The organism is Psychrobacter phenylpyruvicus DSM 7000 = NBRC 102152 (genome assembly GCF_000685805.1).
GTDB classification, from domain to species: domain Bacteria; phylum Pseudomonadota; class Gammaproteobacteria; order Pseudomonadales; family Moraxellaceae; genus Psychrobacter; species Psychrobacter phenylpyruvicus.
The window spans coordinates 24426-42323 of sequence record NZ_JMKP01000020.1 but is presented as its reverse complement, the minus strand read 5'-3'; the positions used below and the strand labels follow the sequence as shown (position 1 = coordinate 42323).

The 17898-nt window shown below is 41.7% G+C and carries 13 protein-coding genes; 5 read left to right on the top strand and 8 right to left on the bottom strand.

What is annotated here, in order from left to right; translation table 11 throughout:
- Position 1 precedes the first annotated feature (1 nt).
- Positions 2 to 2158, bottom strand: a complete 2157-nt coding sequence (locus tag G561_RS0108760) for a M3 family metallopeptidase (protein WP_373277679.1) — start codon at positions 2156 to 2158, stop codon at positions 2 to 4.
- A gap of 424 nt (positions 2159 to 2582) precedes the next feature.
- Between G561_RS0108760 and G561_RS0108755 the strand changes: the two genes are divergently transcribed.
- Positions 2583 to 3695: an AOC03_06830 family ribosome hibernation factor gene (locus G561_RS0108755; protein ID WP_028859213.1), complete on the top strand. Its 1113-nt coding sequence runs from the start codon at positions 2583 to 2585 to the stop codon at positions 3693 to 3695.
- A gap of 257 nt (positions 3696 to 3952) precedes the next feature.
- Complete coding sequence (locus G561_RS0108750) at positions 3953 to 4708, top strand: endonuclease/exonuclease/phosphatase family protein (protein ID WP_028859212.1); 756 nt, start codon at positions 3953 to 3955, stop codon at positions 4706 to 4708.
- Positions 4709 to 4888: 180 nt separating this feature from the next.
- Here the strand turns inward: G561_RS0108750 and rnr are convergent, their stop codons facing one another.
- Together rnr and G561_RS0108740 are read right to left on the bottom strand one after the other, a co-directional pair.
- The gene (rnr, locus tag G561_RS0108745) at positions 4889 to 7225 is read right to left on the bottom strand and encodes a ribonuclease R (protein WP_028859211.1); all 2337 of its coding nucleotides are present in this window, start codon (positions 7223 to 7225) and stop codon (positions 4889 to 4891) included.
- A gap of 384 nt (positions 7226 to 7609) precedes the next feature.
- Entirely contained in the window at positions 7610 to 7837 is a 228-nt protein-coding gene (locus G561_RS0108740; RefSeq protein ID WP_028859210.1) for an HP1242/YdcH family protein, read from the bottom strand.
- A gap of 457 nt (positions 7838 to 8294) precedes the next feature.
- On the opposite strand from G561_RS0108740, the gene ahpF reads away from it, so the two are divergent.
- Positions 8295 to 9872: an alkyl hydroperoxide reductase subunit F gene (gene ahpF, locus G561_RS0108735; protein WP_028859209.1), complete on the top strand. Its 1578-nt coding sequence runs from the start codon at positions 8295 to 8297 to the stop codon at positions 9870 to 9872.
- A 396-nt stretch (positions 9873 to 10268) separates the two neighbouring features.
- Here ahpF and G561_RS0108730 read toward each other — a convergent pair whose 3' ends face one another.
- From G561_RS0108730 to G561_RS0108715, 4 genes are all read right to left on the bottom strand, one after another.
- Complete coding sequence (locus tag G561_RS0108730; RefSeq protein ID WP_028859208.1) at positions 10269 to 10892, bottom strand: hypothetical protein; 624 nt, start codon at positions 10890 to 10892, stop codon at positions 10269 to 10271.
- A 510-nt stretch (positions 10893 to 11402) separates the two neighbouring features.
- Positions 11403 to 11735 carry a protein tyrosine phosphatase family protein gene (locus G561_RS0108725; RefSeq protein WP_028859207.1) on the bottom strand — a complete coding sequence of 111 codons (333 nt, stop codon included), beginning with the start codon at positions 11733 to 11735 and terminating at the stop codon, positions 11403 to 11405.
- A 198-nt stretch (positions 11736 to 11933) separates the two neighbouring features.
- Positions 11934 to 12260 (bottom strand): protein tyrosine phosphatase family protein, encoded by a 327-nt coding sequence (locus tag G561_RS0108720; RefSeq protein WP_028859206.1) that lies wholly within the window; start codon positions 12258 to 12260, stop codon positions 11934 to 11936.
- Positions 12261 to 12383: 123 nt separating this feature from the next.
- Complete coding sequence (locus tag G561_RS0108715; RefSeq protein WP_028859205.1) at positions 12384 to 14177, bottom strand: SulP family inorganic anion transporter; 1794 nt, start codon at positions 14175 to 14177, stop codon at positions 12384 to 12386.
- 246 nt (positions 14178 to 14423) lie between these two features.
- On the opposite strand from G561_RS0108715, the gene trxA reads away from it, so the two are divergent.
- Positions 14424 to 14861, top strand: a complete 438-nt coding sequence (gene trxA / locus G561_RS0108710) for a thioredoxin (protein ID WP_028859204.1) — start codon at positions 14424 to 14426, stop codon at positions 14859 to 14861.
- 82 nt (positions 14862 to 14943) lie between these two features.
- On the opposite strand, the gene G561_RS0108705 is transcribed toward trxA, so the two are convergent.
- On the bottom strand, positions 14944 to 16242 hold the full coding sequence (locus G561_RS0108705; protein ID WP_028859203.1) for an anhydro-N-acetylmuramic acid kinase: 1299 nt from the start codon (positions 16240 to 16242) through the stop codon (positions 14944 to 14946).
- Positions 16243 to 16527: 285 nt separating this feature from the next.
- On the opposite strand from G561_RS0108705, the gene tyrS reads away from it, so the two are divergent.
- Positions 16528 to 17763 carry a tyrosine--tRNA ligase gene (tyrS, locus tag G561_RS0108695; RefSeq protein WP_028859202.1) on the top strand — a complete coding sequence of 412 codons (1236 nt, stop codon included), beginning with the start codon at positions 16528 to 16530 and terminating at the stop codon, positions 17761 to 17763.
- The last annotated feature ends 135 nt before the right edge of the window (positions 17764 to 17898 follow it).

Genomic DNA, 17898 nt, shown 5'->3' with positions numbered 1-17898 from the left:
CTTAAGCCACCTCATCATTATCAATAAAACCACCATGGCGAAGCAGGGCATCTATACTGGCTTCACGGCCTCTGAAATTCTCAAAGTTGGTTTTGGCAGGCAGGCTGCCACCCACAGCTAAGATGTTGTCACGGAAAGCCTGACCTGTGTCTGCATTAAACAGACCCTCTTCTTCAAAGCGGCTAAAGGCATCGGCAGATAACAGCTCTGCCCATTTGTAAGAGTAATAGCCGGCCGCATAACCACCAGCGAAGATATGGCTAAAGCCGTTCGCAAAGCGGTTGTAGTCTGGTGTCGGCATGACCGCCACATCTTCACACACCTTATCTAAGGTGGCCAAAATACCCTGATAATCAGGGGCAGGTGATTGGGCATGGATTAGCAGGTCAAATAAAGCAAACTCGATTTGACGCAAGGTTTGCATCCCACTTTGGAAGTTTTTGGCAGCAAGCAGTGCTTCAAGCTGTGATTGCGGCAAAGGTTCACCGCTATCGACATGAGCACTGATTAGGGCGATACCCTCTGAATCCCAAGCCCAGTTCTCTAGGAACTGGCTAGGCAACTCAACCGCATCCCATTCCACACCATTGACACCGGCCACATCGCTAATACTCACCTCAGTCAATAGATGGTGTAGACCATGACCAAACTCATGGAATAAAGTTAGTACTTCATCATGGGTTAATAAGCTTGGCTTATCGGCTGTTGGTGGTGTGAAGTTACCGACCATAAAGCACACAGGCAGCTGGCTGTAAGCTTCTTTTGCACTACCTGCATACTCATAACGGGCCTGAAAACCACTCATCCAAGCACCGCCACGCTTGCCTGTACGGGCATATAAATCAAAATAGAAACCACCGATGAGGCTGTCATCTTTATCAAACAGCTGATAAAAACGCACATCTTCATGCCACAGGGCTACTTTATCGGATTGCTCAACCGCACGGACCCCAAACAGCTTGTTCACAATGCTAAATAAGCCATCAATGACTTTAGGTAGGGGGAAATAAGGACGGATTTCTTCTTGGGATAAATTAAATTTGGCCTGTTTTACTTTTTCAGCCAGATAAGCGGTATCCCAAGGCTCAATATTTTCAATACCATGAGCTTTGGCTTCTGCTTTTAATTGCTCGAAATCACGTTTGGCGGCAGGAGTGGCTTTTTCAGCCAAGTCGCGTAAGAAGCCCTCCACTTGTTCAGCACTGTCTGCCATCTTACGAGACAAAGATACTTGGGCATAATTGTCGAAGCCCAGAAGCTCAGATTTTTTGGCTCGAAGGGCCATAATATCAGCCATGACTTGGCTGTTATCTAAAGACTCTTGTTTGCTGTTTTTGTGGTTATCAAATTCTGAGGCACGGGTAACATAGGCTTTATATAAAGTCTCACGCAGATTACGGTCATCAGCATGGGTCATCACCGCCAAATAGACGGGAATGTCTAGCGTCGCCACATAGTCAGGCTTATTCTCTACCGACTCTCCAGCCTCTGACTGCTTGGCAATATATTGCTCAGCGGCTGCTTTTAGCATAGCCAGCCCACTTTCGGTAATACCAGCAAGCTGCGCTTCTGTTAAAGGCAACGCATAGGCTTGAGTGGCATCCAAGATATTGTCCGAAAACTTAGCGGATAAAGTCGATAACTGACTTTGAATGTCAGCATAGTCGCTTTGTTTGTCCGCATCTAACGCCACTCCAGACAGCTCAAAGCTTTGGATAGCAAGCTCTATAGCTCGCTTGCGGGCAGGCCCTAAACTATCAAAGAATTTGCTGTCATTTTTAATGGTTTGATAGCGGGTATATAGCGGCTTGTTTTGACCTACGCGAGTGCCAAAAGCCGACAATAAGGGCAGTATCTCATGGTGAACGTCGCGAATAGCGTCATTACTCATGACGCTATTTAGGTGAGATAAAATACCCCAACTACGATCTAAGCCCAACCCAATATGATCAAACTCAATGATGTCTGATAAGGCTTGTTGTGCTTGTTTAGGAGACTCTGTCTCGTTATCTAAGCCATCTAAAAAAGTATTGCCAGCTTCTATGGCTTGCTGTACTTGGGCTTTAAGTTGTTCAGGGCTGACTTGATTAAAATCAACCAGTTTTAAATTAGGATCTATATCAGTAACTTGCGAGGAGGTTTGCATAAATAAGTCCATAATTATAAAAAGTGAAGGTACTAATAACTATTGTGTCTAACCCTCAATATTGCAAGCCATTTATGACTTGCTCAACAATCTAGAGCAGTCTAGGTTATCTTTAGTAGGCGCTCTTTTTTGGGGGCAACCTTGTGCCGCAGGGCTATATTCCTTAATTCCTTGCATCCGTTAAAAATTGTTACATAACAATGACAAGAACCGACAATAGCCATATAGTAAGCATGGGATTGTATTGGTAATATAGAGTTATAAATAGAATTTAATGTTATTTAAAAATGACTCAATAACTAAAATATTACGGTAGATAGGATTAACACTTAATACTATCTAACACTTAATACTATTTAATACTCAATACTATATAGTAGCAACTAGCCATAAATTTAATAAATTTTAATAAATAAACCAAAAAAGGATAATTTATATGAAAGCAACTTTAAAAAGCTTACGTGAGATTACAGCAAAGCCAGCAGTAAGTATCTTTGTAAAGACTCACCGTAAACACCCAGATAACGAACAAGATCCTATCGCCCTAAAAAATCAGCTTAAAATCGCTGAAGAACGTATTACTGATGAGTACGACAAAAATACAGCGGCTACTATTTTAGAAAAAATTCATGCCAAAACAGATGATCTAAACCATAACTATAACTTAGACACTTTGGCTATCTTTGCAAGCACCGATGATGTACAAGTTCTACGTTTTCCTTTTGATGCCAAAGAGCGCGTAATTATTGATGAGCGTTTCGCTACTCGTGACTTAATTCGCGATATGGCGAGTGCGGTTCACTACTATGTGGTGGTGTTAGGTCGTGATCATGCTCGTCTTATTGAAGCGGCTAACAACCGAGTTATCAAAGAATTTGATCAGCACGATGAAGCACAAAAGAACATGGAAAGCATCCCGTTCCCAATTGAGAATAACAGCTTGTATAAAACAGGTGACGGTGGTTCAGATCGCTCAGCGAATAACGAAAATAGCTATCTAAAAGAATACTTTAACCGTGTGGATAAGAGTGTTCAAGAGCTATGGGGTGAGCATAGAATGCCCCTAATTATCGTAGGTGATAACCGCAATATCAGTTATTACAAAGAAGTGTGTGACCGCCCAGAGAACATTATTGGTGCTGTGTCGAATGTAACTGATCTAGAAGAGGGCAGTGCACAACATATCGTTGATGGTGTACAAGAAGCAGTAGAAGAATATCGCACTACACTGCACAAAGAAGCTTTAGGCGAAATCGATAAAGCTCGTGGTGCAGATATGCTACGTACTGACTTACAAGAGATCTACCGTTCTGCTTTCCAAGGTGCAGGTGAAACTTTATATCTTCGTAAAGGCTATATGCAGCCGGCGAAGATTGATGAGAAGGCTCAAACTTTAACCTTAGCTGATGATCCAGCGGCAGAAGGCGTAACTGATGATGCAGTAAGTGATATTATCGAGCACATCATTCATAATGGCGGTAAAGTAGTGTTTATGCCACAAGATATTATGGGTGATGACCTGCCAATTGCTTTGGTAACTCGTTACTAAATCTAGCTCATCGTTTATTGCTAAATTCAGCATGGTCTGTGCTGGATTCGGCCAAAAAAACACTGATTTTTATCAGTGTTTTTTTTATCCGACTTCATAATTGAATGGTTTAATCAATAGTGAAACCCTCTTGAGTGATATAATAATTATTAACAATATTGAGCATTAAGCAACGAATCTTGCTCAAAACTGGGTTTAATTTAGCCTCTAATTAATCTAAGATTATAGGTATATTGTCACATAATAAGAAAATTATAATGATTAATTCAAATAGCATAACGATCACTACCTATAACATACATAAAGGTATGTCCCCGCTGAATCGCCAAGTAGTGACCCAGAAAATTGGCCAAGCTTTGAAAGACACTAACCCTGATATATTATGCCTACAAGAAGTGCAGGGCCAAAATCTAAAGCGTATGGTTAAATATAACGAGTATCCTAACCAGTCGCAGCATGAATGGTTCGGAGAGTTCTTGGACTGTCGCCATAGCTATGGCAAGAATTCAGAATATGATAATGGTCATCATGGCAATGCGGTATTGAGCCGTCATCCGCTAGACCCGAAGCATAATATTAATATTACCGTGAATAAGCTTGAGCAAAGAGGAGTACTGCATTGTGAGGTATGGCCTTTAGGTTGGCCTGAGCCTGTGGTCGTACTGTGTGCTCACTTAAACTTGCTTGAGAATGATAGAGAGAAGCAGTATCGAGCGATTGCGGCTTATGTTAATGATACTATTGATCAAAGTCGTCCGTTAATATTGGCTGGTGATTTTAATGATTGGAAAAAAGTCTCGTGTCAGAAATTAGCAGAAGAGCTAAATATGACCGAAGCTTTTATGGAAATGCATAATAAATTACTGCCCACATATCCTGCTAAGCTTCCGGTACTTAGTCTAGACCGTATCTATGTGCGTAATTTAAGAATCAAGCGGGCATGGGTACATAAAGGCAAGCCCTGGTCCTCTTTATCCGACCATCTACCTATCAGTGCTGAGCTTTATTTATAAACACTGATTTATAAACACTGATTGATAAAAAAACCTAGCATTTGATTATCTTCTCATTCGCTAGGTATTGATGGTTAACAAATACCCAAAAAAAAGAGCTGTCCAAACTGGACAGCTCTTTTTTAATTGACCTTACGAACGGGGGTTATCCGTTGAAGCAAGTTTTAGTTATAGACTAACCTATGATTTAGGTTTACCACGGCCTCGGCTGTTACGACGGCGAGAAGGTTTCTTCTCATCCGAGTCTTTGCCTTGACCGCTATTATTGGACTTGTTATTGGCCTGTTTTGATTTTGCGTTACCATTACCATGACCATTACTATCTTTTTTAGTTTGGTTCATCGCACTGGCTTTAAGTTTAGCAATAAGCTCAAAGTCGATCTGCAATAAGTCCATATTGACCGCAGCAACTTTAATGCGTACTAAGTCGCCCAGACCATAAACAGTACCTCTGTCTTGCCCAATGAGCTGCTGTTGTTTTTCATCATAAACGAAGTAGTCTTTACCGACATTAGAGATGTGCACTAAGCCGTCGATAAACAGCTCAGTTAGGTTAATAAACAGACCAAAGCTGGTCACAGTGGTAATCACACCATCAAACTCTTCACCCACATGGTCTTTCATATAGTGACACTTCAGCCAGCTTTCGACAAAGCGAGAAGCTTTTTCGGCACGGCGTTCGGTTTCTGAGGTTTGCTGACCCGCTTCTTCAAGAGTGAAGTCCATCTGTGGCTGTTTTTTGCCAGTCACTTTGGCTTTAATCGCGCGGTGTAGCATCAAGTCAGGGTAGCGACGAATGGGTGAAGTGAAGTGCGAATACTCATCATACGCCAGACCGAAGTGACCGATATTATCAGGTGAGTAGTTGGCCTGCATCATAGAGCGCAGTAGCATACTGTGAATGCTCACCGCATCTGGGCGGTCTTTGGTAGCTTCAATGATACGCTTGTAGTCTGCTTGAGTGGGGTTCTCTTCTGGGAAGCTGATACCAAAGTTCTTCGCGTACTCATGCACCATACGTGACTTCTCAGAGTCAGGCTTATCATGGTTACGATATAGAACTGGCAGCTCGTATTTTAGAGCGAAGTTAGCTGCACAGGTATTTGCCAGTAGCATCAACTCTTCAATCAGCTTATGCGAGTCACCACGGGTACGTGGAACGATGGCATCAATACCACCCTCTTCATTAAACTTGATGTAGGTCTCTGGCGTTTCAAACTCCATCGCATTACGCTCTTCACGCTTCTTAACCAATACTTTGTATAACTGGTGCATGGTATCGATAGACTTCTTAACGTCTTTGTTGCCTGTTAGCGATTCAGGCACATTCTGCATATTGCCATCAAAGTAATCGTTGACTTGGTTGTAAGTCAATCGAGCTTGAGAGTGCATGACAGAAGGATAGAACTCATAACCGGTAATGTTGCCTGCACGAGACAGCTTAATATCTGCAACCATACATAAGCGATCAACTCCTGGGTTCAATGAACACAGGCCGTTCGAGAGGACCTCAGGTAACATAGGCACCACGTGATGTGGGAAATATACCGAGGTTCCGCGATCAAACGCTTCATGGTCTAAAGCTGAGTTTGGAGTAACATAATGGCTCACATCAGCAATGGCTACCACCACACGATAGTTGCCACCAGGTCGCTTCTCTGCATAAACGGCATCGTCAAAGTCACGTGAGTCTTCCCCATCGATCGTTACTAAAGGCAGCTGACGAATATCAGTGCGACCCTTAATCTCTTGTTCGGTGGGTTCTTTATAGCTATTGGCCTGCTTCAGTACACCAGCACCGAAATCGCTTGGGATATCATAGTTGAGTAAAGTGGTCTCAATAATCACTTCACGGTCGTTATCATCATCCATAACATTGATGATTTTACCCGTCGCAAATTCGTGCTGAGTAGGCCAATCAATAATATCTACTTTAACCGGATAGCCAGGTTTAGCATTTAAGGCTTCCACGTTTTCAGCAGTGACAGTAATTGGCTGATGGTTGTTAGGACTAGACAGGCTAACGATGTAGCCCTCATCATCTTTTTCCAAAGTACCAATAAAGTGGGTTTGTTGACGCTCAGTCACCTCGATAATGCGACCTTCAGTACGGCCTCTATTATCGGTAGTAGTGCCAATGGCATTAACTGTATCGCCATTGAATACCCAGCGCATTTGTTTTTCATGCAAAAATAAATCTGGCATATCATCTAGCACGACGAAGCCGAAGCCTTTAGCGTGTGCGGAGACAGTGCCAGTCACTACATCTTGTTTGGTTACTGCGCGATATTTATAAGGTCTACCATCACGGTTAACTTGGCCATCACGACTCATCGCTTTTAGGCGATTGCCAAGGGCATCAAATTGGTCTTCATTATCAATACCAAATGATTCAGCCAATTGTTTGTGAGTAAGCTCCCCCTTATCTGCCAAAGTTTGCAAAATAAGCAAACGGCTAGGGATAGGGTTTTCATAATTTTGAGCTTCTTGTTGTGCGTTAGGATCGTTCCAGGTCATATAATACCGTATGAGTTATTTGTATTTAATTAATGCTAGTGCACTGAATGTTGTCACTAGACTGAGATTATTGGTTTTGTTGCTATTCTTATAATAAGAAAACAAGTTAATAAAGGACAGTTAGATTAATAATTATTATATAAAGAAGAGGTTAAAAAAGTGTGTAAAGGCGAATTTAATGCCTATCGAAGCTATATTAACATAAAAAATGAGTTAATAAGTACGCACAACTATGATAGTGCGAGTTAACAAACGTAAACAAAGGTTTTTGATTGTCAATAAATGATAAAGCCCTACATTATTAGTAGGGCTTTATAGATGAAGCTAAGCTATAACCTATTAATCGGCTACCTACTGATCAACAGCAAATTGCGCTAGATAGACTTATTGTTCTTTGCTTTTTTCGTCTAAATAACGGCCGATTTCATCTTTTAGGGCCAATTTGCGACGTTTCATCTCTTCGATTTCTTCTTCACGGCTTACTGACTTAACTACGTCATTTTCTAGCTTATCAATTTCGGTATCTAGGTCATTGTGCTCTTTGAACATCTTTTGGAAAAATAGGTCTGTGTTTTTAAGTTCAGAGATTAAATCACGGTGTTCATGAAACATGGAATTATCCTTACGATAGTTTTTTGATTTATAAAGACGGTGAATATAAGGGAGTTATCCTTCATTTACCCACTGTCCAAGGGTGGAAAGCAAAGAAATATTTGTTATTGGTCTTAACTAAATTGTACCCAAATTAGTTAAGAAAAACCATAATTAAAATGGCTGGTTTACTCTCTAATTACAATATTAATGACCCTGTAAAACTCTAGTTTTATGTTTCAAAAAAGCTTAATGAAAAAGCATTACTGGTTTTGTAATATAAAACAATAAATGATATTAGATTTGTTTTATCAATCACAAGGTTTGACTTAATCAGCTTGTTGTTTTGGTCTACAGACCCGATAATACAAGTATCGACAGTAGAGAAGGCCTATATAAAACGTGCCATATCTCGCTACAGACAAATCATATATATAGATAACTATATCAGATAAAAATATCCTATAAGGAGTTCAATATGTTAGACCAAGGCTTATTAGATGCTGTAAAAAGCTATAGTGAAAATATGACCCGTCCAATTAGCTTTGTAATTGGTAGCGGTGACCATGAAAAACGTGCTGAGTTGGTAAAGTTTTTGACTCAAATTGCAGGCACTAGTGACAAAATTAACTTTGATGAAAATGCTACTGATGACAGCTTACCTAGCCCAATCAGTTTTAAAATTACCACTGAGATTGATGCAAAAGAGACTGAAACAGGTATCGTGTTTAGTGGTATTCCAGGCGGACACGAGTTCTCATCATTAATCTTAGCCATTCTTCAAGCTGGCGGGCACACCCTAAAACTTGATGATAGCATTCAGAATATGGTGAAACGTATTGGGCAGCCACTTCAGTTCCAAACTTATGTGTCTTTGTCTTGCCACAACTGTCCAGAAGTGGTGCAGGCGCTGAACCAGTTTGCTTTATTGAATGATGGCATTAGCAACGAAATGATTGATGGTGGTCTGTTCCAAGAGCAGGTTGAAGCCAATAATATCCAAGGGGTGCCTGCGGTATTCCTAAACGGCGAACCTTTCTTGAATGGTAAAGTAGATACCGCACGTATTATTGACAAATTACAACAGCAGTATCCTGATTTACTGTCTGCAGTATCAGATGACACCGAGCAGTTGGAACGTCAAGACGTTACCGTTATCGGTGGTGGTCCAGCGGGTGTAGCCTCAGCAATTTATAGTGCACGTAAAGGTCTTAAAGTGACTATCATTGCTGACCGTATCGGTGGTCAAGTAAAAGACACTCAAAGTATCGAAAACTTAATCTCAGTACCATTAACCACAGGTAATGAGCTATCAGCGAACTTTGAAAAGCACTTAAAAGAGTATGAGATTACTATCAAAGAGCACGTTAGCGTAAAAGAGTTAACTGAAACCGACAATGGTAACTACAGCGTTCATCTGAACACAGGTGAGCAGTTTGAAACACGCAGTATTATTCTGGCGACTGGTGCTCAGTGGCGTAAACTAAACGTTCCAGGTGAAGAAGAAAACATTGGTAGCGGTGTTGCTTATTGTCCACACTGTGACGGCCCATTCTTCAAAGGTAAAGACATCGCTGTCGTTGGTGGTGGTAACTCAGGTATTGAAGCTGCGTTAGACTTGGCCGGTATCGTTAAAAATGTGACTGTCTTTGAATTTGCTGACGACTTAAAAGCTGATCAGGTGTTAATTGATAAAGCCAAACAAACCAAAAACATTGACATCATTACCTCAGCGGCGACCAAAGAAATTAAAGCGACTGATGGTAAAGTGACCTCAATCGTTTATGAAGATCGTAGTAGCGGCGAAACTAAAGAGCAAGACTTGTCAGCGGTATTCGTACAAATTGGACTGGTACCAAACTCAGAGTTTGTGAAAGGCTTCGTTGATATGAACCGCTTTGGCGAGATTGAGATTGATGAGCGCTGTCGTACCAGCCGTAAAGGTATCTTCGCAGCGGGTGACGTAACTACCGTCCCATTTAAGCAAATTAACATTGCGATGGGCGAAGGGTCAAAAGCAGCACTGAGTGCGTTTGATTATTTAGTGATGCAGTAAGCTCTCAGGCTTGAACTGAAACTTTAGTTCCACGTTCCATCAAAAACCACCTCAGCTATTTATAGTTGGGGTGGTTTTTTTAGATTATTAATTTGAATGTTATTATCTTTAAATAGTTTACGCGAGCAAACTTGAAGCACATATACCTCTTTTAGTAATAAGCGTTGAAGATGGACAGTCAAAATTACTACATAATAAGAGATACTTGATTGTCAAAATTAAATCCACTGCTAGTTAGCAATAGGCACATAGAGTCATTCCCCAATTGTCCCATATGTGCCGTATTGACAGCTTCAATCATAATAAATGATAGTGTAGGGTGTGGCTATGGGTGTGTCCACACCCCATAGTACGAGACGTACATTTCACTCCCATTTAACCCAACATTTCTATCCTTTAGTTTTGCTGACTTTGATTATTATTATAGATAATCCATGAGCTTCCTAACCAGAGCAGTTGTAAAGGTAAAGTGACGGCGTCAACAGCAAGGGTTAAAGGCAATATTGATAGGTCACCATATTCTCTATAAGTGGTCGAACCCATTTGTCTAATTTCAACTTTACGCCCCTGATTTAAGGAGTAGTTTCTTTTATCAGAAGTTCGAGTTTTATAAAGATTACCCTTTAATGTACTTGAGCAATGATAATAGGTTTTGGGTTTCCAGCTATTGGTCTTGGTTTCATTACATATATTTTTTAGAATAGATTTTTCTTGGTCAGTATATTTCTCATCCGGTCTTACATAATCAAAGTCTAAGTCAGTTGATATATAGTCTTCGGTACTTCTATCCACGTACACTACTTTTGGCATCTGTAAATATTTAGGGTCTAACTTAGTCATTAGATCTACATCTTCAATACCCCTACTTAATACATAGGAATACTTATCTCCGAGCAGTACCATTTTTTTATCAGAGTTGTTTTCTATAGAGGTATAACCAATATTTCTTATAACATCCTCATCTATTTTGGTATAAGTGATTTTGTTTCTCTCCTTAGTGGCTTGACCAGTAGCAACCATAGTAAGGCACCCTGTTAACGTTAATGACAATAAGGAGACGCTTGAAACTGCAACGATTCTATTTATAGATCTGTTCATGTTTTATTAGCCAATTTGCAATGTGAATGTTTAAATTACGCAAACCACCTGTGACATTCCAATTAAGGTCATAAGAGACAATCTAGGAAAACCCGAATGTTCTTTTTGATTTTAGCAGGTTATCGTTGATTTGAACTGTATGGATTTTATTGCTTCCTGCAAGCTTGATTGGAATGTTATTACTAGTAAATGGCTTTTAATTATTAATCTAACACGTAAGTTTAATTCCTCAACGCACCTTCTAAAACGATTATCTCACCGGCTTCATTAGATAGGGGTACCTAATGTGATTATCGAAAGGGGTATAAACGAAACGCCCATCCAAATTTTGGACGGGCGCAGTTAAAAGAGGTGTGTGAGGGTTATGTAGGCTAAGCCTGTCATTATTACTGACCATTAACTCTCAAAGCTACATTAAACCTCTAAGCTAAATTAGTCGTCTAACATATCACGCTGTTTGGCCGCTTCATATAAGCCATTCGAGCGGTTACCGGTACGGCAGAACATTAAAATGGGCTGCTCAGCTTGATTAAAATAATCGGCGAAATCTTCAACATGTTGCATGTTTAATTCATTACCCGCAAATGAGATTTCTTTGTACGCAACGCCAGCGGCTTTTGCAGCCGCTTCAATATCGGCGCTAGTTGGTTGATCAGCAGCTTCGCCATCTGGACGGTTATTAATGATGGTTTTGAAGCCTTGGTCAGCAATTTCTTTTACTTGTTCTGGAGTGATTTGACCTGAAAAACTCACTTGATGTGACATAATCTTTTCCTTTTTAATAAAAACTTTTTTAAATAGATATTCTGCGGTTTATTTTACTAAATAATAGACGCTTAAAATTGGTTTATTGTTCAAGATAAGTATCAAAGCTTTAAGTGATCCACGCTACCTTAAACGGGCCGGGCTTAACTGAAGTTGTAGGATATTAAGCTTTGAAACATAAAACCTTGGGACCCTGAGTTATAGTAAACCTTGCATCAAGGCGCTTTGATACAGCAATTTAGCGCGTGCCCCTGAGCCACAAAATAGCATGATGGGTTTGGGCAACTTATGGTATTGCTCAGCAAACTGCGCAACTGTGTGACAGCTTAAGCGCTCTTCATCATAAGGGATATGGCAGTAATTCAAGTTGGCTTGCTCTGCAGCTGAACATAGTGTCTGGCTCGAAGGTTGGTTCTCCACCTCGTTATCAGGACGAACGTTTATAATTGAACGGTAGCCCATTTCAGAAAGCTTTAGGCATTGAACAGGATAAATTTGCTTATAAATGGTTAAAGAGTCGCTCATGGTATTAATTTTTGCCCGCTGAATAAATTATGTGAATTTGGTGAGCCTGATTTTAACATTTTAAGCTCAGTCCCTATTTTTTATTGTAGGCATATTTTATTTGAACAGTATTTCTATATTGGATTATTCAAATTCTCTTTTTTGTATCGTGGGATAAGTATCGTTATGTGGGTCATCATCGGTTAATAAGGTAATTGCTTGCATGGTGCTCAAAAAGACACGCCCAGAAAGCTCAGTAATGACAGGGGTTTGCTCAATAATGTCCATAACGGGGCCTTTGATGAAACTGTAATGCAAACGCTTATCGGCAGCTTTAAGTTCACGGTTTAGGGTAATGAGCATCTCTTGAGCGGTAAGGTCAATGTGGTTCACCGAGGACATAATTAGTACCAGTTCACGGGCTTGAGGGTGCTGATTGAGAGCATCTTTGATCTGGGTATAAACTGACTCACTATTTCCAAAAAAAAGACTCTCATCGACCCGCATAATTAACAGGTTGTCATAGGTAATCACATTATGACGGTGAATGTTACGAAAATGCTCTGTGCCCTCGAGTCGGCCGACCACTGCAATATGCGGCTGACTTGATTGCCATATTAGACCTGCAAAAGACACAATGATACCAATCACCAAACCCACATTAAGACCAAATAACAGCACGCCAACGAAGGTAGCCGCAAAGCTTAAGGCATCTAAGTGGTCTGTCTTTAATGCTGTCTTGAAGGTATCTACATCAATTAAGCTAATAATAGAGGCCATAATCATTGCCCCCAATAGCGCATAAGGGAGGGGAGCGATTATGTCGCCTAATACCAATAAAGCGGCCACCATAATAATCACAGTAACGATGCTGGCCAAAGGAGTCTTAGCGCCTGAGTCGGCATTAATAGCGGTACGCGAGAAGCCACCAGCTACCGGAAAGCTTTGGCTAAAGCCTCCGGCTATGTTGGCCAAGCCTAGCCCTTGAAGCTCTTTGTTGGCATCAAATTTCTCACCTCGCATACGAGCATAAGTACTGGCGACCGAGCTACTAGACACAAACACAATTAAGGCCATTAACCCTGCGGTAGGTAATAAGGTTGCGACCTGAGACAGAGAGTCAAACTTGGGCACAGCTAGCATTGGCAAGCCAGAGGGGATTTCACCGATAATGCGAATGCCTTGGTTGGACCAATGACCAAAATGGCTCAAGGCAATGGCAACTATGACCACTACTAAGGGGAATAAACGCCCTGCCCATTTGGCTTTAGCAGAGGGTAACCAAGACTGCCATAACCAATGACTGGCGTAACGGTTTAGCATAAATAATGTAAAACTAACGCTGCCGATGATAAAGGTAGGTAAGTGAAAGGTAGTTAATTGAGTCAATAAGCTTGCGGCATAGCCTGGTAAAGTGTTGCCACTAACCGCAATATTGGTCACGTATTTTAGTTGGCTAACAAATATTAATACCGCGGCACCACTAACGAAGGCTGCAGATACGCCGCGGCTAATGAACTGCATAATCCAGCCAAGTTTGAGCTTGCCCGCGAGCCAAAGTATAGAGCCCATCATTAGTGCCAGTAAGCTGGCTAGCATCGCGTATTGCACACTGCCTTCTATGGCTAAGCCATGTAAGCTACTGGCGGTCATAATGGCTGTGATGGCCACGGCGCCAATGGCTTGTATATTGCTTGAGCCAACCCAAGCATAAACCAGCACCGGTATGATGGAGGCATAGATACCATAAACTGGGGGCAAGCCTGCCAATACTGCGTAGCCCAAGCTTTGAGGGATAACTAAGATGCCGACTACCAGTCCTGCAATGATATCGGCGGGCAGGCGAGAGGTGTCATAAGTCGATATCCACTCTGGGATTAACTTAGCAAGCCAGCTGCTGTTTTCAAGACGATTAGCTGATGTTTGTTTTTCCGCCACGATAGCCTCGCATTAAAGACCGGTTAACTGGAGCCACTGATGATTATAATTGGATAGACTTGGGCTATTGAAATCCAGTTCTAAGTATCAATATATATAATTGTATAATATAACAAATTGCAGAAGAAAGATTGACTATTTGTATAGGCTAAGTGTATTTGATTAAGGCTACACTAAGTTATTAAAGTCTATCTCTAAACCGTTTATTTATAGTAATTTTTATGATAATTCTAAAGGTATAAAATTATGAGTAACTCACAATCATTACATTTGGTTTGCCCTCAGTGTGCGGCAACCAATAGAATCCCTGCTGAACGTCTGAACCAAAGTCCGGTATGTGGTAAGTGTCAAAGCCCTTTATTGATAGCAGAACCTGTAGTATTAACTGGTCAAACCGCCCATAAAACCATTCAAAAAAATGAGGTGTTAACCATCGTTGATTTTTGGGCAAGCTGGTGTCAGCCATGTCATATGATGGCGCCACAATTTGAGCAAGCCGCTAAGCAGTTGCCAAATGTGGTATTTGCTAAGTTGCAGACTGATAAGTTTGAGCAAGCCGCAGCCCCCTATGGCATTCGTAGCTTGCCGACCATGGTGGCTTTTAAAGGCGGTAAAGAAATTGCCCGACAGTCAGGAGCACTGCCGAGTAATCAGATTGTACAATGGGTACAGTCTTTGGCTTAAGACTGTTGGCATGACAAGCTGTCTGAGGCTGTCTGTGATTAAAGCTATCTGTGTTTAAAGCTATCTGTGCTTATAGCTTTGGCTAGGCAAAACAAACCTGACCCAATACCACAGCCTTAGACGCACCAGTGACGGCGGGCAGGTTACCCGTCTCGCCTATAATGGTCTGACGTGCCAGCCAAGCAAACGCCATAGCTTCTACCCAAGTAGCGGCTATGCCAAACTCTTGGCTTGTGGCCACCTGCCATTTTGGCAGCTGCTGCGCAATTTGGTTAATTAAATTGGGGTTATAAGCACCGCCGCCACACACAATGATATTGCCAGGCTTGAGGCTTAAGCGATCAGACTCGGTTTGAATGGCATCACACAAGCTCTGAGCGGTCAGCTGAGTCAAGGTGGCTTGTACTGAAGCGGCATCAACGCTCTGCTCGGTCTCTGCGCTGAAGTCCTCAATCTGCTGGGTCAGCCAGTCTAAGTTGAACTCCTCTCGGCCTGTGCTTTTGGGCCCACTTTGACTAAAGTAGGGGTGAGCCATAAGCTGGGCTAATAACTCTGTATTGACGGTACCCGACTGTGCCCACTGGCCTGCGTCATCATAAAGTGTGGCAGAGTGAGGATGATGGCTCTGATACCAAGCATCTAGCAAAATATTTGCCGGCCCCGTGTCGTAGCCAATAACTTGGTCGGCTTTATTGCTCGGTAGAACGGTAATATTGGCAATACCGCCTAGATTAACCACAATTAGGTCTTTATCAGACTGTGTTGGGTCAGCAAATTGTGCCAAATGAAAAGCTGGTGCTAAAGGAGCGCCTTGACCCCCAACGGCCATATCTCTACGGCGAAAGTCGCTAACCACACTGATTCCAGTGCGTTCTGCAATAATATTTGGGTCTACCAGCTGCAAGCTAAAGCCTAGATTTGGACGATGACGCACGGTTTGACCATGACAGCCAATGGCTAAAATGGCATCAGCAGCAATGCCTGACTTTGCAAGAAGTTCGTTGACAACAGTACTGGCAAATTCGGCATATTCGCGGCTGGCCCAGCCAAACCATTCCAGCTCGCTGTGGGGTTGTTGTTCTAAAATGGTGTTTTTTACAGGGTGAGCTAGATTGGCGATGCCATTGGGTTGGCATAACGCTAACAGGGTATCGCGTAGGTGCTCTGGGAACTGCTTAGTATGTGTGGCAACAATCTTCTCATTATCAGAGTCATCAAACTGACAAATGACTGCATCCATACCATCAAGGCTGGTCCCTGACATCATGCCGATATAGTAACCGGTGTCAAAACTGTCAAACAGAGTCTCAGATAAAGCAGTCTCCAAGTTTTGTAAGTCTTCTAAAGTGCTATCATTGGAGGGTAGTTCGGTATGTGTCATAGGCCTGCTGCATTGGTTGCAATAAAAAAAGAGTAGACTGCCGTAAGGCAGTGGTATGCTTATTATAACAAAAGGTGCTTAGATAAGCTTTTTATCAAATCTGAAATAGGTTTCAAGGTCTGAATTAGATAAAGATTTATCAAAAAAGGCTATAAAAAGCCCGTGAAAATAGCTTTTTGCTGTATTCTTCATTAAAATCCTAGCATTCGTTTTTTATACTCACTAACATAGTCCTGATTAGACTGTTATTTCTTATTCATTCATCACAAAATAATTGAGGCAGATATGAGCCAAGCGACGTCAGAACAATCAACTAATAATTTAAGTATAGAAGAGCAACTGGCCATTATTAAACGTGGTACTCATGAGATTTATTCAGAAGAAGATTTGGTTGCTAAGCTAAAGTTGGGTCGCCCATTAAAGATTAAAGCAGGTTTTGACCCCACTGCTCCTGACCTACACTTAGGCCACACAGTTCTAATCAATAAATTAAAGCATTTCCAAGACTTAGGCCATGAGATCTATTTCTTAATCGGTGACTATACCGCAAAAATTGGTGATCCTTCTGGCAAAAACACCACCCGTCCACCGCTAACCGATGAGCAAGTGCTGGCGAATGCCAAAACTTATGCTGAGCAAGTATTTAAAATCTTAGATAAAGACAAAACCAAGGTGGTATTTAACTCGCAGTGGTTCAATGAGATGAGCGCCGGTGACATGATTCAGTTGGCAAGCCAGCTCACTGTATCGCGTATGCTTGAGCGTGATGATTTTGCGAAGCGCTATGCTTCACAAACCCCAATTGCCATTCACGAATTCTTATATCCTCTGGTACAAGGCTATGACTCAATTGCTCTTGAGGCTGACGTTGAGATGGGCGGTACTGACCAGACCTTTAACCTGTTGATGGGCCGTACGCTTCAAGGACGTTATGGTCATGAAGCACAAGTGTGTATCACAGTGCCTATCCTAGAGGGCTTAGATGGCGTAAATAAGATGTCGAAGTCGCTAGGTAACTATGTGGGTGTAGATGATGCGCCAGGCACCATGTACCAAAAGCTACTGTCTATGCCAGATGATCTAATTCAGCGTTATTACGAATTCCTAAGCTTCAAGCCTATGGAAGAGGTGAATGCGCTAATGAAAGAGATGGAAGAGGGACGTAATCCGCAAGAGATCAAGCGTATCTTAGCTGAAGAGCTTATTGAGCGTTTCCACGGAGCGGAAGCTGCAGCGAACGCCCACAAATCAGCAGGTAACGTCTTAGCGGATGGTGAGCTGCCTGTGGATTTACCAGAGGTGACCTTAGAGCTTGAAGAGGGTCAAGACGCCTTGTTTATCACGCAAATCTTAAACCAAGCAGACCTGGCTAAAAACAGTGCGGCCGCCAAAGACATGCTAAAACGCAATGCGGTTAAGGTTGACGGCGAGGAAGTCAATGCAGGCTTTAGCTTAACCTCAGGTCAAACTGTGGTGATTCAGGCCGGTAAAAAAGCTTTTGCTAGAGTGACTATTGCATAAACAGTTGCATAAATTATTGCTTAAATAATTGGTTTTAATCTATGATGAAGCTGAGTTTTTGAATGGAAACTCAGCTTTTTTAATGGGTAATAGTTATTGTGTAATAGCTATTATGAAGTAGTTATCAAGGGCTGA